At 60.0% G+C, this 18978-nt stretch carries 11 protein-coding genes and 1 tRNA gene; 4 read left to right on the top strand and 8 right to left on the bottom strand.

Annotated features, from left to right (window positions below; translation table 11 throughout):
* Positions 1-8: 8 nt before the first annotated feature.
* Positions 9-740 carry a hypothetical protein gene (locus F455_RS19170; protein ID WP_157578355.1) on the bottom strand — a complete coding sequence of 244 codons (732 nt, stop codon included), beginning with the start codon at positions 738-740 and terminating at the stop codon, positions 9-11.
* A complete protein-coding gene (locus F455_RS0100460) occupies positions 701-1309 on the bottom strand; it encodes an RNA polymerase sigma factor (RefSeq protein WP_018971283.1) in 609 nt (202 codons plus the stop codon). Before F455_RS0100460 ends, F455_RS19170 begins: the two co-directional genes overlap by 40 nt.
* On the opposite strand from F455_RS0100460, the gene F455_RS21660 reads away from it, so the two are divergent.
* Positions 1297-5403, top strand: a complete 4107-nt coding sequence (locus F455_RS21660) for a Kelch repeat-containing protein (protein WP_083918734.1) — start codon at positions 1297-1299, stop codon at positions 5401-5403. The genes F455_RS0100460 and F455_RS21660 overlap by 13 nt on opposite strands.
* A gap of 192 nt (positions 5404-5595) precedes the next feature.
* Here the strand turns inward: F455_RS21660 and F455_RS0100450 are convergent, their stop codons facing one another.
* From F455_RS0100450 to F455_RS22305, 4 genes are all read right to left on the bottom strand, one after another.
* The gene (locus F455_RS0100450; protein ID WP_157578353.1) at positions 5596-7479 is read right to left on the bottom strand and encodes a right-handed parallel beta-helix repeat-containing protein; all 1884 of its coding nucleotides are present in this window, start codon (positions 7477-7479) and stop codon (positions 5596-5598) included.
* 275 nt (positions 7480-7754) lie between these two features.
* Positions 7755-8600, bottom strand: a complete 846-nt coding sequence (locus F455_RS22755; protein ID WP_157578352.1) for a hypothetical protein — start codon at positions 8598-8600, stop codon at positions 7755-7757.
* Between the two features lie 339 nt (positions 8601-8939).
* Positions 8940-12428 (bottom strand): DUF3455 domain-containing protein, encoded by a 3489-nt coding sequence (locus tag F455_RS0100435; protein ID WP_169337266.1) that lies wholly within the window; start codon positions 12426-12428, stop codon positions 8940-8942.
* Between the two features lie 522 nt (positions 12429-12950).
* Positions 12951-15410: an Ig-like domain-containing protein gene (locus F455_RS22305; protein ID WP_083918733.1), complete on the bottom strand. Its 2460-nt coding sequence runs from the start codon at positions 15408-15410 to the stop codon at positions 12951-12953.
* A gap of 178 nt (positions 15411-15588) precedes the next feature.
* Between F455_RS22305 and F455_RS22750 the strand changes: the two genes are divergently transcribed.
* Positions 15589-15744: a hypothetical protein gene (locus F455_RS22750; RefSeq protein WP_157578350.1), complete on the top strand. Its 156-nt coding sequence runs from the start codon at positions 15589-15591 to the stop codon at positions 15742-15744.
* Between the two features lie 354 nt (positions 15745-16098).
* On the opposite strand, the gene F455_RS0100410 is transcribed toward F455_RS22750, so the two are convergent.
* Positions 16099-16488, bottom strand: a complete 390-nt coding sequence (locus F455_RS0100410; protein ID WP_018971273.1) for a hypothetical protein — start codon at positions 16486-16488, stop codon at positions 16099-16101.
* Positions 16489-16742: 254 nt separating this feature from the next.
* Here F455_RS0100410 and F455_RS21535 point away from each other — a divergent pair, with 254 nt between their 5' ends.
* Positions 16743-17324: a tyrosine-type recombinase/integrase gene (locus F455_RS21535; protein WP_051084108.1), complete on the top strand. Its 582-nt coding sequence runs from the start codon at positions 16743-16745 to the stop codon at positions 17322-17324.
* 183 nt (positions 17325-17507) lie between these two features.
* Here F455_RS21535 and F455_RS0100400 read toward each other — a convergent pair.
* Positions 17508-17583 (bottom strand) — tRNA-Phe (locus F455_RS0100400).
* Between the two features lie 150 nt (positions 17584-17733).
* Here F455_RS0100400 and F455_RS0100395 point away from each other — a divergent pair.
* On the top strand, positions 17734-18978 hold the full coding sequence (locus F455_RS0100395) for an FAD-dependent oxidoreductase (RefSeq protein ID WP_018971272.1): 1245 nt from the start codon (positions 17734-17736) through the stop codon (positions 18976-18978).

Here is an 18978-nt window from a genome sequence, read left to right as displayed (position 1 = left end):
GCGTTTCTCTAGTTTCTCCAGACGGCGGGAGCCGCATCCATTCGGTTCGCAGAGGCGTCGTTGACGGCGATGCCATTGCGCAGGCTCAGCGCGTTCGCGCTATAGCGCAGCGTCGACAGATCTTCGAGCAGGGCGACGCGGCGGTGCCAGAGCGACAGCGCCGCATTCGCATCGGCCGGATCGGTCGCGCCGAGTTGCACATCGACGAGGCCGATCATGTCCTCGATCTCCGCGCTGGCGGCAAGGTCCTGTGTCGATTGCGGCGCGGACGCAGCGCCGGTATCGCGCAGCCAACGCTCGAGTGAACGCGAGCGCAACTGCAACGCGGCGAGGTCTGCAGCACCTGTGGACGAAGCATCATGCGAATTTGTGGAATTTGCGACATTGTGTACGGAAGATGCGGCGACGCCCGATTCGGTCGCAGCGACCTGCGCGGTTGCGGCGCGTTCGGGTTGCTGCAAGCGTTGCAGATGCTGCATGCGCAGGACCGCCGCTGCGGAAAAAGCGAGCACGAGCGCGGCGGCGATGCCGATCGGCCAGATGCGATGGCGTGGGCGGCGGGCAGTGCTCGCTGGCTTGCGCCCGGCCGGCACCGGCTCGCATGCCAGCTTCTGCGCCATTTCGGTCCAGGCGTCCGCGGGCGGCGCGAGCGGCGGCAAGGCACGCAGCGCCTCGGCCAGGGAAACCGGCGCGGGTGCGTTCAATTCGCCAGCGCCGCTGGGTTGAGTTCTATCGGACATGACATCGTGCCCTTTGACAATGCGGTGGAATCGCGGGGTTCCAGCAGCTCGCGCAGGCGCGCGGTACCGCGCGCAACCTGGGATTTGGAAAAGCTGGCCGTCTTGCCGAGCTGCTCGGCGATTTCGTGGTGTGCGTAGCCTTCGACGTGGTAGAGCCAGAGCACACTGCGCGTCAGCGCGGACAAGCCGGCGAGCGCGCGTTCGAGCGCGGCGGAATCCGCACGTACCCAGGGCGGTGCCGAGTCGTCGACCATTTCGGGCACCTCGGCGCGGTCGTCGAGATGCTTGTCGCGGCGCAGGCGCATCAGCGCCTCGTTCGTCGCGATCTGGCGCAGCCAGGCCCAGAACGGCGCGTCGCTGCGGTACTGGCCGATGCGCTGGAACACCTTGAGCATCGCGTCCTGCAGGATCTCGCGCGCGGCGTCGGCATCGCCGAGCATGCGCCAGGCGAGGTTGAACACCGGCCGCTCGAAGCGCCGGTAAAGCTGTTCGAACGCCGCGACATCGCCACCGCGGGCGCGGTCGACGAGGCTTTGGGGTACGTCGAGTTCGAAGAATGAGCCGCTCACGACGCTATAGATGCGACAAATTGCGAAAAGGTCGCAAGTGCCGGAATAGTTTCGTGACCCGAGTGATTCCTGACGCTGCCCCAGGCGTTATGCCAAACATTTGGCCGAGACTCGGTTACAGTAATCCCAGACTCCAAACTGAACCGCGACTGGGAGCAGGGCGGGTGCGCAGATTGAAGGAATCCATATTCTCTAAGGGGCTGAATATGTTTGACAGTTGTCACGATCGGCACATGTGTGTGGGTTCAAAGATATTCGCGGTCGCGTCAGTTGCTCCTGCAACGCCTGCCCTTGCAATGAACCCGTGGCAAGTGATTGCGCTGCTGGGTCTCTTCCTGACGACCCTTTGCGGAATGCTTGCTTCGCAGTCTGCGCAAGCGCAAACGGGAACTTGGGCGGCTGCGGCGAGTTTGAATGCAGCGCGAAGCAACCACACCGCAACCTTGCTGCCCTCCGGCAAGGTGCTCGTGGCGGGTGGCGCCACCCAAAACAATGACTATCTCGCCAGTGCCGAATTGTACGATCCGGCGAGCAATACCTGGTCGGCCGCGGGGAGCTTAGTGACGGCGCGGCATGACCACACCGCGACCTTGCTCCCCTCGGGCAAGGTGCTCGTGGTGGGCGGTTTTGTCATCGGCGGTAACGTCCAGGCCAGCGCCGAGCTATACGATCCGGCAAGCAACACATGGTCCGCCGCGGGGAGCTTGACGGCGGCACGCAGTTGGCACACTGCAACCTTGCTCGCCTCGGGCAAGGTGCTCGTGGCAGGGGGAACCGGCGCCACCGGCGCCGCCGGCTATGACCTCGCCAGCGCCGAGTTGTACGACCCGACGAGCAATACCTGGTCGGCCGCGGGAAGTCTGACAACGGAACGCGCTCGCCACACGGCGACCTTGCTGGCTTCGGGCAAGGTGCTCGTGGCGAGTGGTACAAACCACAGCGGCGATATCACCAGCGCCGAACTGTACGATCCGGCAACGAATACCTGGTCGTCGGCAGGGAGCATGGCGACGGGGCGTCAAAACCACACCGCGACCTTGCTGCCGTCGGGCAAGGTGCTTGTCGTGGGAGGCCTCACCGACGGTTTCACAACCTACCGCAACGCCGAGTTGTACGATCCGGCGAGCAACTCCTGGTCGGGGGGTGGGCTTTTGTCGTGGTCGCGCTGGGGCCACACCGCGGCCCTGCTGCCCTCGGGCCAAGTGCTCGTGGTCGGGGGGACCAATACCAGCGGCGTCTACCAGTCCAGCACCGCGGAACTGTACGATCCGGCGAACAATACTTGGCTGCCAGCACTCGGTTTGACGCAGATACGCTTTTTGCACTCCGCGACCTTGCTGCCGTCGGGAAAGGTACTCATGGCCGGAGGCTCCGACGGCAGCACCCTGGCAAGTGCCGAGTTGTACGATCCCGCGAGCGCCAACTGGTCGGCGGCGGGGAGTTTGATGACGGCACGCCAAAAGCACATCGCGACCTTGCTGCCTTCGGGCAAGGTGCTTATTGCAGGCGGCGGCGGCAGCCACGGTGGTTACGACCTCTTAGCCAGCGCCGAGCTGTACGATCCCGAGAGTAACAATTGGTCGTTCGCAGGGAGTTTGGCGATGGCACGGATCGATCACACCGGAACCTTGTTACCCTCCGGCAAGGTGCTCGTGGCTGGGGGCGCCGACGATAGCGGCTATCTGGTAAGCGCCGAGCTGTACAATCCGGAAAGCAACAGTTGGTCGTCCGTGGGAGACATGACGACCGCGCGTCGACTCCACACAGCAACCTTGCTTCCCTCGGGCAAAGTACTCGTGGTGGCTGGCTCTGGCAGCGGCAACAATGTCGTCGCCAGCGCCGAGCTTTATGATCCTGCGAGCAACACTTGGTCGTCCGCGGGGAGTCTGATGACCGCGCGCTATCTCCACACCGCCACGTTGTTGCCCTCCGGCAAGGTGTTGGTAGTAGGTGGCAGCAGCAATGGCACCACACCCCTCGCCAGCGCCGAGCTGTACGATCCGGCGAGCAACACTTGGTCGCCGGCGGGGAGCTTGACGATCGCGCGCTTCGACCATACCGCGACTTTGTTGGGCTCCGGCAAGCTCCTAGTGGTGGGAGGCTGGGAAAACACCAACAGCTACCTTGCCAGCGCCGAGCTGTACGATCCAGAAAGTAATACTTGGTTGTCGGCGGGGAGTTTGGCGATGGCGCGCATAGGTCATACCGCAACGTTGCTGCCCTCGGGTCAGACGCTCGTGGCAGGAGGCGTCAATAACGGCGGATGCCTGGCTAGCGCCGAACTGTACGATCCGGTGAGCAACACTTGGTCTGATGCGGGAAATTTGGCGACAGCGCGCCTCGCCCACACCGCAACTTTACTGCTCTCGGGCAAGGTGCTCTTTGAAGGCGGTTACAACGGCAATACTGGGATCTTTGCCAGCGCTGCCGAGCTGGCGGATCCCGGTCTCACTCCGGTTGCGCAGCGCCAGCCGAACCTCAGTGCGACCAGCCCCTTCCTTTTGCGAACCAGTGCGCTGGCTGCGACTGCAATCGGCAGCGCCACCGACTCGAACGGCGCGATCGCCGCGACAGGTTTCCGACCGCGCTTCGAGGCCAGCGGAGGAGGCAGCAACAACTCGGCGACGAATGCGTCGATATTTCAAGTGCAGCGCATCGACAATGACCAGATGCTGTTTGTGGCGAACGGCGAAGCAGTGTCGCTGAGCGATACAAACTTCACCGGCAGCGCAAGCGCGTTCGCGGGTTTTCCTGCGGGACCGGTACGCATACGGGCATGGGTAAACGGCGTACCAAGCGCCGCGTTGTATACGACTTTAGCGGTGACGCCGGGCAAACCGGCGACGCCGAGCGCAAGCGGCGGCGCGCTGCAAGCCACGATCAGCTTCGCTGCGGGCATAGACACCGGAGGCGCGCCGATTACAAGCTATGTCGCAACGGCATCACCCGGAGGCGCCACGGCTTCGTGCACGGCGCCTTGCGCGAGCGTGACCTTCAATTCGCTGCCGCCGGGGGTGTATACGTTCGTTATCGCTGCGACCAATGCGGCGGGACGGGGCCCCGCATCCGCGGCGAGCAACAGCGCGACCGTGACGCAAGCGACACCGATGCTGGCATGGCCGTCTCCCACTGCGATCACCTACGGTACCGCGCTGGGTGCAGCGCAATTGAACGCGACGGCGAGCTTCAACAACAATCCGGTCGCCGGCACGTTCACCTACACGCCGGCAGTGGGTACGGTGCTTCATTCTGGCGCGAACCAGACTTTGTCGGTGTCATTCGCTCCCAGCGACGCGACCAACTACTCGTCACCGGTGAATGCCACTACGACGATCACGGTAAATCCCGCGACGACGACATTGGCGATCACCGCGCCGAGTGCGATCACGCTGGGCAACAGCGTGAGCGTTGCGACAATACTGAGCGTGACGAGTCCGGGGGCGGTGGGTACGCCGACAGGCACGATCACCATCGACGATGGGATAGGCGAACAATGCCAGATCGTACTGCCGGCGACGAGTTGCAGTTTGACGCCGACGAATGCAGGCACTTTGATTCTCACAGCCGCCTATGCGGGTGCCGGCGACTTTGCCGGTAGTAGTGCTACCACCTCGCTTGGCGTGCGCCCAGCCACGACGCAGGTGACGCTGACCAGCGCACCCAACCCCTCAACGGTTGGACAAGCAGTGACGTTCACGGCGACAGTGAGTGTGACGGCTTCAGCAACGACCGCAGTGCCTAGTGTAGTCACAGCTGGCGGTGGCGCAGCAGTGCGCAACGCAGTTGGGATGCCCGCTTCGTCCCCGACCGGCTCGATAACTTTCGCCGATGGCGCGACAGTGTTGGCTACGGTCACGCTCAACGCAAGCGGGATGGCGACTTACACGACTACGGCATTGAGCCAAGGCAGAAATACGATCACGGCGACCTATTCGGGGGATTCGAACAATGCAGGCGCTGTAATTACTCAGGTGCAGCAGGTCAATGCAGCGGTCATCGTGGCGCCGACGCTGGCTCCTTGGTTGCTGGTGCTGCTAAGTTCATTGCTTGCCTGTATAGGAGGAAGTGCGCGAGCAATCGGGCGAGATAGCTGACTTTCCAACGGCAATTCTCGGCTGAATCGACGTTTCGTGCCTGCTGGAAGCAGACGCTCACGTGTGGAGACGCAAGCGCGCTTGCGCACCTTGACGCAATCTCGGTCACTCGTGTTGACCGGATTGCATCAAGGGCGCGTCTGAGCGCGAAGCCCAGCCTGTTTGCCGAACTGCGGCGCTTTGCGCAATCGTTCAGTTCAACAGCACCACGGCACTGAACACTCCTCCCTTGTCGAGGCGCACTTGGCCGCCACCGCAGAGGTCGGGGACAGAAAGCGATCTCTCAAAAACCAGCGAACTTCTCTGATCCGCTGACGGGTACCAGCTCTGGTCGGTCACCGAGTACGTGGCGTTTGGCATGGTCGCTGTGAAGCTTGCAATCGAGGGAGCCGCACCAGAAACGCAACGGGCCTGGAAGACTACCTTGGCATTGCTGACGAGTGCTGAAAAATGTGAGGTGTTGCCCGGCAGCGTGAAGTCATAGCCAACCTTGAGCGTCGCGCCCGGCGCGACCTTCAAGTCGCCCTCCATCGCCTGTGGCCCGATCGCAACCGAGCCATCTACGCAACTGGTCGACTTCGTGCCGCTCCATCCACCCGAGGAGCCGTTCGCGCTGTAATGCCAGCGCACGTTGACCTTCGCGCCCGAAGGACAGGGAAGCCCCGGAGGAAGGTGCTCGAATGCGCCCATGTCGCAGGCCGGTCCTTGAGGCCGACTCACACCGCGCTGGTCAATCACTAGAGCAACCCCCGCGGCGTTCGTGCAATTTGGGACAGGGACGGCGTCGATTGCAGGGCTGGCGTCCAAGAGCGCGTGCGTCATGGTTTGACCGCCGTTGGCCGCGAGTGGGCCGAGCATCGGGTCCGTATTGTTCAGGTCACCGCTGCCACTCAAACCACACGAGTTGTCGCTGGCCAGGTTGTGTCCCAGGGAGTTCAGCGGCGCGGTGTAGCAGGTGAGCCCGCCACCTACAACGCTGGCTAGGATGCTGTTCTTGACCGTGATACTGCCGGGGGGACTGCCGTATTCAGCCAGTGCATTACCGCGCCCGCCAAAACCGTCCGGGGCGTCGGCCAGGTTCGCAGCGACAGTGCTGCTAATCAGGCTGAGGGTGGCATGTGCCCCGAACGAAGCGTTAAAGATGCCGCCGCCGCCAAGGCCGGTACTCCCGGTGTTGCCGCTTACGGTGCTGTTCTCGATGATCACGTTGCCATTTAAGTTGACCACGCCGCTGCCGACCGTGTTGCCGCTGATAGTGCTGGCGGTCACCGTCACCATCCCTTCATCGTTGAATATCCCGCCTCCTGCTACACCCCACCAATACACGCCGGGCGCCGTATTGCCGCTCACCGTGCTGTTGTTAACCGTCATCGTCCCGCTGTTGGAGATGCCCCCGCCAAGCCCGTCTGTGTCAGAGAACGCTCCGCCGTTTCCAGCGTTTCCAACCACCAGACTTCCCTCAACTGCCATCGTGCCCCCGTTGTAGATACCGCCGCCATCGCCAGCTGTGCTGGACGCAACCGTGCTGTTGGACAGGACCATCGTGCCTGCATTGGATATGCCACCTCCGGTCGCGCCCCCGGGGCCGGGATTGCCATTGCGAACGGTGATGCCATCAAGCCTGGCCACCGCACCGGGAAGAACGTCGAACACTCTGTCGATGGTGCCCCCATCGATGAACGTCAACGCTGCACCGGCACCGGTGATGGTAAGGTTGCCAGTGATGTCGAGGTCGCCTGTCGCTGCTGCATTCTCACCCCTTCCAGCAATAGCCAAGATATAAGTTCCTGCCGGAAGGTTGATCGTGTGGGCGCCCGGAAGCGCGTTGGCCTCCATAACGGCAGCACGTAGCGTGCAGTTGCCGAACGCATCTGCGCAATTGCCGTCACCCGGACTGCTGTCCACCGTGTCGGCCGAGTTGTTGACGTTGAAAATCGCGGCATGAGCCGTCACCGAAGCCGCCATAACGGTGATTCCCGCCAGCACAACAGCGAGCATCCTTGGCAATCGAACAGTATCCGCCAAACACTTTCTCGCGCGATTCATTCGTGTCGCGATCGTTCGTTTGCTGATCATATGTCCCCCTGACTCTGTGGCCCGTGATTGATCGGCATGGACCAGAACCGACTTGCGAACTGCGCTAGCCAGTCTTCCAGTAGGCACCACAAAGGGTGCTCGGCTAGTTTCGTGCGAATATCAGCGAGCTCGAAGGCAGTAACAATTGACCGTGCTTTTCTTGGCCGTCAACTAATATTTGAATCGGCTCCCCGCGACGGGGCGAGAGGCTTGGGCGAGTCTTCGGCGATCACGATCGAATCAAGCAAGCAGAGCGACAAATCATCTCGAACACTTTATTGCTGGTATCGAACACGTTCGGCAATTTCGGGATTCGCCAAGACGATATCTTGGCCATAAGGCCAGTTGAAAAAGCGTTCATACTCGTCTTTTGTCATTGCGGCCTGCAGTCGATGCAATGATGCGTTGACCTCTTCGTTGACTTCAAAGGCGACCCCTTCAGCGACTAGATTTCCCGCGCGTGCGCGTCCATCAATCGCATTGATGCGCCGTCTCAAGTTTATTTGTTCCTTTTGCAGCACCGGCAACTTATCCAACACATCAGCTTGTCTTGCGACTTCGGCAAGTTCCGGCTCCTTCGCCATCAAGAGCTTTGCGTTGCCGCTAGATGCGCCGCACCGAGCTCTGAGTTTTGCCCATTGCGATGACGTTCCGTAGACACCGTAGACGAATCGAGATATCGAATAGCCATTTGCTTTGCTTACCGTAATCGGCTTGGTTCCGTCGATCGCTGTCGAAGCCAGAATACGATTCGCGATCTGGTGGCACACACCGTTGATCGCGTATCGAATCAGCGCGGTCGGCGGTCCCGGATCGAACGTGCTGATGTTGGGCTGCGCGATACAGTTTGCGATCTGGAGATCGGCGTTTGCCTGACCAAGCGGGCGGGGTGCTTTATCGCCTGCAGAAGGATGGCAACCTCCCGTGGCATACCAGTAATTGGGTGCAGGATTGGGGCAAGTAGCATTCTCTGCAGAGAAATCCGTGACCCAAGTGTGATCTGCAAACCTCAGCGGACCGGATAGCGGATTGGCATACGCGAACAGTGTCTGTGCTTGCAAGGGAACTGAGCCCGCGGCGAGCGCAAATGAAGCTAGTAGGACAATAGTCTGAGCTCTCATGCCATTCCCCACATGACGTTCACAAAGAGACGACGAGTGATTGAACACCTTGGCGCTTGCGGTGCAATAAAGCTACTTTGGCGGCACGAAATCAAAGCTGACACTGAGTGGAAGTGTGAAAAATGTGAACAAAGCTATTCAGTGAAATTGGCGGTTATTCAACAGCCCGAGCAGGGTTGAGCTGGCGATTGTGAGCGGTCCCGTCCACGACAAGAACCTACCTGTTCCGAGTGGATACGCACTCCAAAAGTAACCCACCCCGAACGTCGAACATTGCGGACCGCATCGGTTGCCTGGGTCGACCGGTTCCATGGAGTTCGGCGTAGCCTAAGACGCAGCTCAGTGTCGATCCTTCTTGTAGAGAATGTATTGCGCTTCAAAGGCCGATCGAGCAGTGGCGCTGGTACTCGTCGGAGCGGTGTCTGGCGGCAAACCTCCTTGTGTCATGACTCGCGCAATGAAAGCGGCATCGCTAAACATGCCATGGCCTTCTGCATGGTTCACTTCATAGAGCTGCCAAGGAGGTCCGTCGTCCTCGGGTGCGTTAAACGTCTTCACGAGCCGCGCCACCGCGGCGCTTCCGTCCGAGGCAACCCACTTCAGGTCCGGCGAGATCGCAAGTTTTACTTCGGCGCTTTCACCGAGCGGTTGCTCTGCCGTCAACGGTATTCCTTCGACCGAGGACTCTTCTTCGGTCCATATGAACTTACCATCGGCCCCTTGTTTCGAACGAAAAGTGGTTGCACCGTGACCGGTCAAGGTCGCGTATTTGGAAACTCCGTCAGGAGGCGCGAGGGCGAGCAGGGTGTTCTGAGGCAACAGGGTCATCGGTGCCTCGTCCACGTCGAGATGGATCGTGCCATTCATCGACATCTGCGAACCGATGTCGTGTGGTTGGTAGGGCTTCCACACTGTAGTCGGATGCGCTCGCTCACCGCCAAGCTCGAAGCAAACGAGCAATTTCGACAATGTCCCGACGAAGACCTTGCCATCGGCGATCGTTGGTTCAAGCCAGTGGCCCATGGACGGATATGGGCCGTCCCAAAGCGGCTGCAACGTTTCGGCGTTGAATGCATACAAGCGGCCAGGATGCGGATCGGGACGGTCTGCTGGGAGCGTCGCCCAAATGACGCCGGTGCCTGCCTGATTGCCGTTGGCGGAAATGGAGATCATGCCGCCTGGCATCGTGTCCCTCAAAGCAAGCACAGCGCCCTGGATTGGGATAGGGTTGATCTTGCCCGAAATCGTGTCGAACTGATAACGCCGGAGATAGTCTTTTTCGCCCCATACATACAAATTTCCGAACCGGCGATCTGGGCCTCGCCAATAGCTTGGTGACCCATGCAAATGCGGCCCCTTGTCCCATGTGTCATCTCGGCGAGGCTTGTCATATTGGTTCGTGGTAGCTGTGAATTCCTGTTGCTTCTTCGTCACGTCTTTTCGGTCGAGTAAGTACATGTAGCCTGGCTTGCCGCCGCCGATCACCCAGCCAGTTCCGGGAATGGCCAGGGCGCCGCCGGAGCCGAAGTCCGCGTCGTGATCCACCATGGCTTTCGCGTCCGATGGAACAAACGCCGAGGGAACGAAAGATGAGCCGGTTGGGGTGAGTTTGACGAAACTGTCCCCGTATTTCTCGTTGGCCAAGTCAGCCGTGCCGTTACCCACGAGGAAGAAAATGTTTCCGTCGATGTCGGCGGTTAATCCACCGCCACCTTGCCAAATTCCCGAAGCATCGTCGGGATTGTTGTAGATGTACGGCGAGCGCGACGGAGCGTAATTCCTGGACGTGTTGAACGATCGCTGGAACGACAAGTCATCTGCGCGATAGGACATGACCCAGCCGTGGTAGTCAAGGAATCCTTCCGAACCCGCAATGGAACCGAAGGCGATGTAGAGCGAGCCGTGGTCGAGAAGCAGTGCGGGATGCTGCCGTTGAAACGGCGCCTCGAACGAAACGGTGCTGCCGTCTGACCGATAGTTCGACGCTTTCACCAAAGTTCTCGCCAGTTCTTTTCCGTTGCGATAGTCGAGAGCAACAATCCAGAACGCGGTATCTAGATTCTTGAGATCCGTGTCTTGGTAGAAGTGTGCTTTCCCGTCATTGAGCGGTTGAGTGCTGTCGGGCCGATCTGCAGCATCGAGTTGCTGGTTCTTTGTGCTGAACGCCACATAGATGCGGTGATTCGCCACGTCGATCACGGGCGTCGAGTCGATTCCCTGCGGGAGACCACGCTTGTGTGGATCGCCGTCGACGAGTGTCGTGACCCACTGCTCCTGACCGGTATCGGCGTTGAGTGCATAGACCTTGTTGGTCCAAACGGTGCCGATGAAAACGCCATTGGCGGTGTGGCCTGGGAATTCGACATCATGCACATACAGAGGCTGAGTATTGATTCCTCCGTCAATAGGGGCCTGCCATTTGATGCGCATGCCGCGTGCCAGAACCGCGCTAGGCGTCAGTACCGTTTCGGATGCATAAACGCCCGTGCGGTGGTTGTCGTTGTGTTGCGTGACGACGTTGCGACCGCCAGAGCAGCCGATGGTTACTGCATTTGAAGGGTTGCTCAGGAACGTGCCGAAGCTGCTCGTGACGTATTGCGCGACAGTGACGACGTCTCCAGCAGCCAGCGTAACACCGGTGCCGACCGGGAGCTTCAAAGTCCCTGGGGATCCACCCGCATAACCGATCACTGACCCGCTGCGAAGCAACACAACATTCAAACCGGGCGTCGTCTTGTCGACCATGACGTAGTGGCTGCCGGGACATATCGGCGCGCCAAGAATTGGTGGGTCAGGCTTGTCGGACGCAACAACCGGTGGCGATGGCGCGCTTGCGGTGCAGAGCGTTTGGGCAACCGTGATCGGCGTCGAAGGCGGTATTGCAGGTACATCCGCAACGTTGCTTTCTGCTGTCGCCAAACCCGCCGGAACCAGCGTGCTCCCATAGTGCAATTCGACTTGTGAGCCAGGTAAAAGCCCATGTAGCACGACTTGCGTGGTTCCAGGAATCGGCTTGTCTAGAGAGGGAGTCGGTGGAGGGTTCGGGGCAGCGGTCACCAGCAGCGGGGCCGACGGGTCGCTCTTCGCAGTTTTCGTAGGAATGTTCGGACAGGCGATTTGCTGCACACTGATGTGATGGTTGACAGTCAACTTACTGGTGACGATCGGATCCCAATCACCAGTGTTTTCATCGCTCCCAATTTTCGCAGCGGGTGCAACCGAGGAATCGGTCGCTTCCACGTGGGTGCTGGCGACCAAGTTGGCGGCCGGTACGACTTGGCCGCACTCGTAAATTTTTGGCACCACAACCGGTGTGGTGAGATGGGGATAGACCGTGACCGGGACCGAATCGTAAGAAGGGCCGCTGGTCACCGATCCGAGTGTTTGTGTGGCGGTGATCGAATCGTTGAGAAGCAGGGCTCTCTTGAGCTTAATCTTCGCTGGCGGGTGTTTCGGCACTTCTTTGCCGATCAATTCGGAGCCGTTGGCAAAGACTTGTACGACCGCGTTCGGCAGGTATCCCGAGACTTCGACCTCGAGGGCACACTCGTGAATCGGCCCGTCTACGATCGGTGGCGAAAGGTTGCTCGGTTCTCGTACCGGGAAGTGTGGATCGATGCCCCTATCCTGACCTAATGCCGAATTGGCCAGCGCGGTAAACGCCAAAATCGCGATAAAAGACAAGCGCGAACGAGTCTTTGAACATTGTGCGGAATTTAACCTAGACAAATCCATAGCTCGTCCGCCATTCGATGCATTAGGACTGTGAAGCCATGCGACACTCAAGGCCATTGTCGAAGTGATCGTTGTCAAAGTATGCAGTTTCATCGACATTCTCCCTGAGTGGAGCATGAAACTATTCGGGGTCGGCATTCTCATGCCGTGGGCTTCGGCAGCCTTTGCCGGTCAGCAAAAACTCCGCTCCAATGCGCTTGGTGCGGTGTGTTTGTACTTGAGATTCGATTCGGCCTCTTCCCAGAAGACGAGATTTCGTTCCGACAACCGACATGACGAATAGTCCAACGCGCACGATGCACACCCTGCGCTGACAAGGTGCTTGCATCGCTCGAAACAAACCAAGGAATTGCACTACGGGCACCTTGAGGGCACCAAGTGCTCAGCGAGTCACGGGGACTAATCGCCGAATTGCGGCAAAATATTGATCTATATGGTGGCCAGGGACGGAATCGAACCGCCGACACGGGGATTTTCAGCCGGACTCGAAAGTTCGAGAAATATAAACTAAATCAGCCATTTGCGGCGTTTGCCCGTTTTCGCTGTGTCATTTGACTAATAGCTCAGCGCATTTCAATGCGACACACGCCAAGCCGCCGACGTGCGGGTCTTTTGTTAGACCTGCGTATTTGCTCGACGTAGTCGCCAGAACACGCCAGCGCTCAACAAACCGCCGAGCAACAGCAGCGCGCAGCGATCAAGCGTCGGCGCTGTAACCGGGGGCGAGCTCACCGTGATGACCAGGTCAGGTGACGTTGCGCCCACGAAGTTGCCGTCGCCACTGTAGGTCGCCACGATCGAGTGCGATCCCGCGCCGGTGAGCGTCACGGTGCAGCTCGCGATCGAACTCGTCGTGCCTGGCACCAAGGTCACTGGCGAACACGACAGCGTCGTGCCGTTGTCGCTGAAGCTCACCAAGCCCGTCGGCGGATCGCCGGCTACGGTTGCCGTGAGTGTCACCGGCTGGCCGATCATTATCGGGTTCGGTGCGGCAGCGAGAGAAACAGTCGTGTTCTTCTTGCTCACCGCGATTGCCAGCGTGTTCGAAACTGGCTGCGGAGCCGAAGCGAAGAAATTGCCATCCCCGCCGTACTGTGCGGTGATGGCGTGCGAACCGGCGAAAAGGACACTGGTGGTGAATGTCGCTACGCCAAGCGTCAAAGTCCCTGTACCGATTGGGCTGCCACCATCGAGGAATGTCACCGTTCCCGTCGGCAGGACCGTGAGCGGAGCGGCAACCGTCATGGTTGCGATAAATGTTACCGGTTGGCCGTAAGTGCTGTTTAAGGAGAGGCTGGTCAGGGTAGTTGTCGCGATGTTCAAAGCGAATGTGGCCGTGCAATTCTCAGCTGCACTCATCGTTACCGTAGCGGATGCGGCGCTGCCTGCGGACACGCAGGCCCCACCCCAGGTGACGTGTTCTCCCGATGGCACTATGGCAGTGAGCGTCACGCCCTGTCCCACGGCATAGATGGCCGAACAATTCGCTCCGCCCGCGTTGGTACAGTTCGAGATGCCACCACTCTGAGGCGCAGGTGTGGCTCCAGCCGATACGGTTCCGTTGCCCGTTATACCGACCGACAAAGTCTGCGGCACCACGACTTCCACCGCTCCGCTATCGCAATGTGCGCCTTGCGGACGCGGAATTCCGCGCTGATCCACGCCATTTACCGGCGCTGCGGTGCAGACTGAGTCAATTCCTGCGTCGATAGCCATGCTACCCACGCTCGGCAGCATGGTTTGCGTTGGTCCGCCGTTGTTTGCCAACGGGCCAAGGTTTAACGTGGCGTTGCTCTTCGAGGTCGCTGCAGTGAATCCGCAGCTCGTTCCGCTATCGAGATTGCCGCCATTGTCGGTGAAGGCCCCTGCGCAGCTATCAGCGATGACGGTATTGGTCAGAGACATCGGAAACGTGTTCGCAACATTGTTTGAGATGCCATCGCCAAAACCTGCGATGCCGCCGATGACGCTGTTTCCAGACAGCGTAACGCTTACCAGTGTGGGTGGTGTGGTGGAAACGTTGTAAATGCCACCACCGAGGGCCAATTCGGCGGAAGCGCTATTTCCCGAAAGCGTACTGTTCGTCAGCGTGCCGTTGCCAGCATTCCAGAGGCCACCACCGTTTGCGGTGCCACCGCCGATCGCGCTATTGCCCGACAATGTACTGCCAGTGAGGGAGATCGTGCCTCTGTTGAATATGCCGCCACCGTAGCCACTGCCAAAACTTCCGATCGCGCTATTGCCGGAAAGGGTGCTGTCCACAAGAGTAATCGTGGCGCTATCGCTATTGTAGATTCCGCCGCCATAGGTGGTGTGGAGCATTCCGCTTACGCTATTACCTGCAACGATGCAGTGGGTCAGCGTCATCGATCCGGAATTCCAAATACCACCACCTTGAGTTTCGGGCTCGACTCCCGTATTGCCGGACAACATACTGTTGGTGATATTCAAAATTCCGGCGTAAGAATTGTAGATGCCGCCACCCATCCCAGCCGAATTTCCGGTCAGGGTGCTATTGGTCAGTGCCAGCGTGCCGGAATTCCAGATGCCACCTCCGACGCCGCTGCCGACGCCGCCAGAGGCCGTATTGCCCGATAGCGTGGTGCGAATCAGTGTCAGCGTGCCGGAATTCCAGATGCCACCGCCAGAGGTGCCGACAGCCGAATTGGCTGACAGCAAGCTGTCAAAGATGGTCAGTGTGCCGAGATTATTGGTAATGCCGCCGCCGCCTGTGGAACCCCAGCCGTTTTGTATATTGAGATGGATAAATGTAGAGCTACCGCTACTCACCCAAAACACACCCACGGCGTGGTTACCGTCTATCACAACGGAATGCCCGGTTGCGTCGATCGTGACATTGGTAGCTACGACGAGAAGGTTCGCGACCACAATTGTCATATTGCTGTCGAACAGGATCGTATCGCCGCTGCTTGCGACGGCAAGGGCCTCGCGAAGCGTGCCTGGGCCTGAATCGGCGTTGCTGGTGACGATCAACGTGGCGGCATCGGTTGAGGATGCTAACAACGAGAGCAGAAGGAAAATCGGAAGGCAAAGCAGGCGCGTTAAACGTTGCATGTCATCTCCCTACGAAATCGAGCCACGACAGATCTTCCCGGTGGGTAGGGTAGCAAGCGCTCGACGGTACGCCTATACGCCGATCGCATTTCGCTTAGTGCCGTTAGACCGTCAACGAAATAGCGAACCGGTTGCCAGTTTCATCGCAGATGTAGTCGGGACTACAGGGGAGGGGATCATGAAGCTGTCTATTGTCAGCGTCTTGGCGTTGCTGCTCTTGCTTCCGACGGCCGTGCCTGCGCGCGGAGGCGCCCACAGCGGCGAAAGCGTCCACGTCAATGGTTCACGCGCGCCGACGGCACGACTACTATCGCTCGGCGCCGGGCCCGGCTGAATCCATCCGGCTGTAGCGCATCGGCGATTTCGAGCCGTGGCTCAACGAACAACCTTTACGAGAGGCTCGGCACACGCGAGGGCGACGAGGGCGGCTCATCTGCATCGGTGGGTTGGCGACGCAGTCGAGCAAGCCGAAATGCGAATACAAGGCAGCCATGACGGACGAAGAAATCGCGAAATGCCGGTAGACGGGACCATCATGCGAGCTCTTGCTTAGCAAACCCAAGCTGATCAGCGAACAATTGCAGGGCTTCGTTATGAGTAAAAGAAACCTCCTTCCAACTTGCGATGCCTCAAACGTCCGATTGCGCCACGCAACCGACGTGACCCGGGCCGTTGTGAGGTCACCTGGTCATTGACGCAGGGTACCGCCACTCTTATGTGAGGCGACGTTGCGCATGATGCGAGCAAACTGAAACCACGACTGCGCCTTGTATTTTGCAACTTGGTTTGTTACCTCACAGTATCCCAAGAGAACTTCGTGGCCTTCAGTTAGGAGAGCGCGCTTGAGTCCGCTCTCAAACTCGCTCACGAGGATTTTGCGATCTTCAGCGCGCCCAATGTTACGCGCGATAGGAGTGAGGTCGATGCGAAGAAGTGAGCCGTCAGGAGCCTGGAATGTGGCGTGCTGGTTGGTGATCTGTTGCCATGCCGTGTCAGGAGTGATGCGCGGCATCACGAGCCCGAACATGAAATTGTTGAGCACATTGTTCGGGGCTCCCAGCATCTCGTTCTTGGTCATGCGCTCTCCACTGTGGCCTGTTCGAGCCGTTGCTGAAATCACTGACCTCCTTTGCGATTTCAGCGCGTAACGCACGTCGCGTCAATCAACCTCATCTGGAAGGAAGGACCTTCTCGGTAAATCAATTTTTGTGCCTTGCGGACGCTATATCCGGTTGGCACATTAAGCGGCCGTACGGTGGGTGAAGGAGACGAGCGACAAACGCTCGCACGGGAGCGAAGCTGCGGTGGCTCGATCGCTTTCTGGGTCGTCTGATGTTGGACGAGGTGACTCGGGACGAGATCGAAAAGATTGCGGAGCACAAAGCGAAAGAATCAAGCCGAAGCAACGCCAATCGCTACCTTGCTTTGATTCGTTCGATCCTGCGGCGGGCGAAGGACGATTGGGAATGGGTGGATCGCATTCACAAGGTCCGGCTGTATCGGGAACCGAAGCGGCGGATTTGCTTCCTGACCCAGGAGCAAGCGGGGCGACTTCTCGCGGAGTTGCCGGCGCACCTCAAGGTCATGGCGCGATTCTCGCTCGCCACGGGACTACGACAGCGCAATGTGTCGTACCTGCAATGGGACCAGGTCGACATGAGTCGCGGTGTGGCGTGGATACACCCAGACCAGGCCAAGGCCGGGAAGGCCATTGGCGTTCCCTTGAACCAGGAAGCGCTCGGCGTGTTACGCGAGCGTCTCGGCGAGCACAAAGTATACGTGTTTACTTTTCAGGGTAAGCCCGTGGACCGATGTTCGACGAGGGCATGGAAGCAGGCAATTGCACGCGCGGGAATCAGTGAGGATTTCCGGTGGCACGATCTGCGGCACACGTGGGCGTCATGGCACGTGTAGCGCGGAACACGGCTGCAGGAACTGATGGAATTGGGTGGCTGGTCGAGCTATGAAATGGTGCTGCGTTATGCGCACCTGGCGACCGAAAACCTACGCGCGGCAGCGTGCCGAATTGACGACACAAATTTGACACAGCGAGCAAATTTGCGTCTGGTTCATTCTCGCTAAGTGTTTGATTTGGAATGGTGGCCAGGGACGGAATCGAACCGCCGACACGGGGATTTTCAGTCCCCTGCTCTACCAACTGAGCTACCTGGCCGAAGAGGCTTTCTATGCGGGGCGCAGAAGGCACGGCCGCGGAAGGTCGCGTATTACAGCCGCTCGGCGTCGGCGAGTCAAGGGGAAAATCGCCCGCGGTGGCTGGGCGCGTCCGCCACGGGCGGTCGCGACGCTGTGTCATGCTTTGTGCATGGGGATAGGCGCACTCGACATCGCGATCGTCGGCTACGGCACGGCCGGGCAGGCCGCTGCGATTTACCTTGAGCGGCAAGGCCATCGCCTGCAGGTATTCGAGCGCAGCGCCGCGCTCGGTCCGGTCGGTGCCGGCATCCTGCTGCAGCCGACCGGGTTGTCGGTGTTGGCCGATCTCGGCCTGCTCGGTCACGCCCTGGCCTGCGGCGCGCCGGTGCATCGTCTGGTCGGCACGAATGCGGCCGGGCGTCGCGTGATGGACATGCGTTATAGCGATCTCGCCCCGGATTGGTTCGGGCTCGGTATGCAGCGCGGCGCGCTGTTCGAATTGTTGAAAAGTGGATTTGTACACTTCAACGATGTCATTTCCGGCGCGGAGATCGTCGGCGTCGATGATAATGGACGCGGCCTGCGCGATGTTGGCGGCGGCAGGCACGGACCCTTCGACCTGATCATCGCCGCCGACGGGGCCGCCTCGGCGCTGCGCAAGGCGCTGATGCCGCAGGTGCGCGACCGACTGTATCCCTGGGGCGCGGTATGGTGTCTGTGCGCGGACCCGGCGCGACGCTTCGACGGCGAGTTGCGGCAACGCTACCGCCTCGCGAGGCGCATGTGCGGCGTGCTGCCCGTCGGCATTCTGCCGGATGAGGGCGTCGAAGCGCATCGCGTCAGTTTCTTCTGGAGCCTGCGCGGTGACGCACTCGCGCGCTGGCCCGAGCAAGACCTCGATGCGTGGAAAACAGACTTGCGCGCGTACTGGCCGGAGATCGCGGAACTTATCGAGGGCAAGCACAGCCCCATGCAATTTGCGCGAGCGTCGTATCGCGACGTGGTGATGCGCCGGCCGTATCGCGACCGCGTCGTGTTTCTCGGCGATGCGGCGCATGCGATGAGTCCGCAACTCGGGCAGGGCGCGAACATGGCCTTGCTCGACGCGCAGGCGCTGGCGACGGCGCTGCAGCGCGAGGCGGACATCGACGCCGCGCTTGCGACCTACACACGCGCGCGCCGCGCGCACGTGCCGATCTACCAGTTCATCAGTCGCTGGTTGACACCGCTGTTCCAGTCCGACCACGACCTCGTTGCGCGCGGGCGCGATGCTTTGTTCGGGCCGCTCGGCCGCGCGCCGATTCTGCGCGGCGAGATGCTCAAGGTGCTGGCCGGCGTGAAGTGCGGCCTGTTCGGACGTCTGCGGCCCCAGCTGCGCGAAACCATAGGTAGGATGGTTCGCGAGGCGTCGTAG

It is taken from the genome of Rudaea cellulosilytica DSM 22992, from assembly GCF_000378125.1.
GTDB classification, from domain to species: domain Bacteria; phylum Pseudomonadota; class Gammaproteobacteria; order Xanthomonadales; family Rhodanobacteraceae; genus Rudaea; species Rudaea cellulosilytica.
The sequence above is the reverse complement of the archived record's forward strand: the minus strand, read 5'-3'. Positions and strand labels throughout refer to the sequence as shown.

Bases quoted from the DNA above. Each gene is read 5' to 3' on its own strand.
- F455_RS0100410 (WP_018971273.1), bottom strand. From the start codon at position 16,488: ATGACCAAGAACGAGATGCTGGGAGCCCCGAACAATGTGCTCAACAAT.
- F455_RS0100395 (WP_018971272.1), top strand. From the start codon at position 17,734: ATGGGGATAGGCGCACTCGACATCGCGATCGTCGGCTACGGCACGGCC.
- F455_RS0100435 (WP_169337266.1), bottom strand. From the start codon at position 12,428: ATGAAACTGCATACTTTGACAACGATCACTTCGACAATGGCCTTGAGT.
- F455_RS21660 (WP_083918734.1), top strand. From the start codon at position 1,297: ATGAGCCGCTCACGACGCTATAGATGCGACAAATTGCGAAAAGGTCGC.
- F455_RS22305 (WP_083918733.1), bottom strand. From the start codon at position 15,410: ATGCAACGTTTAACGCGCCTGCTTTGCCTTCCGATTTTCCTTCTGCTC.
- F455_RS22750 (WP_157578350.1), top strand. From the start codon at position 15,589: ATGAAGCTGTCTATTGTCAGCGTCTTGGCGTTGCTGCTCTTGCTTCCG.
- F455_RS21535 (WP_051084108.1), top strand. From the start codon at position 16,743: ATGTTGGACGAGGTGACTCGGGACGAGATCGAAAAGATTGCGGAGCAC.
- F455_RS0100450 (WP_157578353.1), bottom strand. From the start codon at position 7,479: ATGATCAGCAAACGAACGATCGCGACACGAATGAATCGCGCGAGAAAG.
- F455_RS22755 (WP_157578352.1), bottom strand. From the start codon at position 8,600: ATGAGAGCTCAGACTATTGTCCTACTAGCTTCATTTGCGCTCGCCGCG.
- F455_RS19170 (WP_157578355.1), bottom strand. From the start codon at position 740: ATGTCCGATAGAACTCAACCCAGCGGCGCTGGCGAATTGAACGCACCC.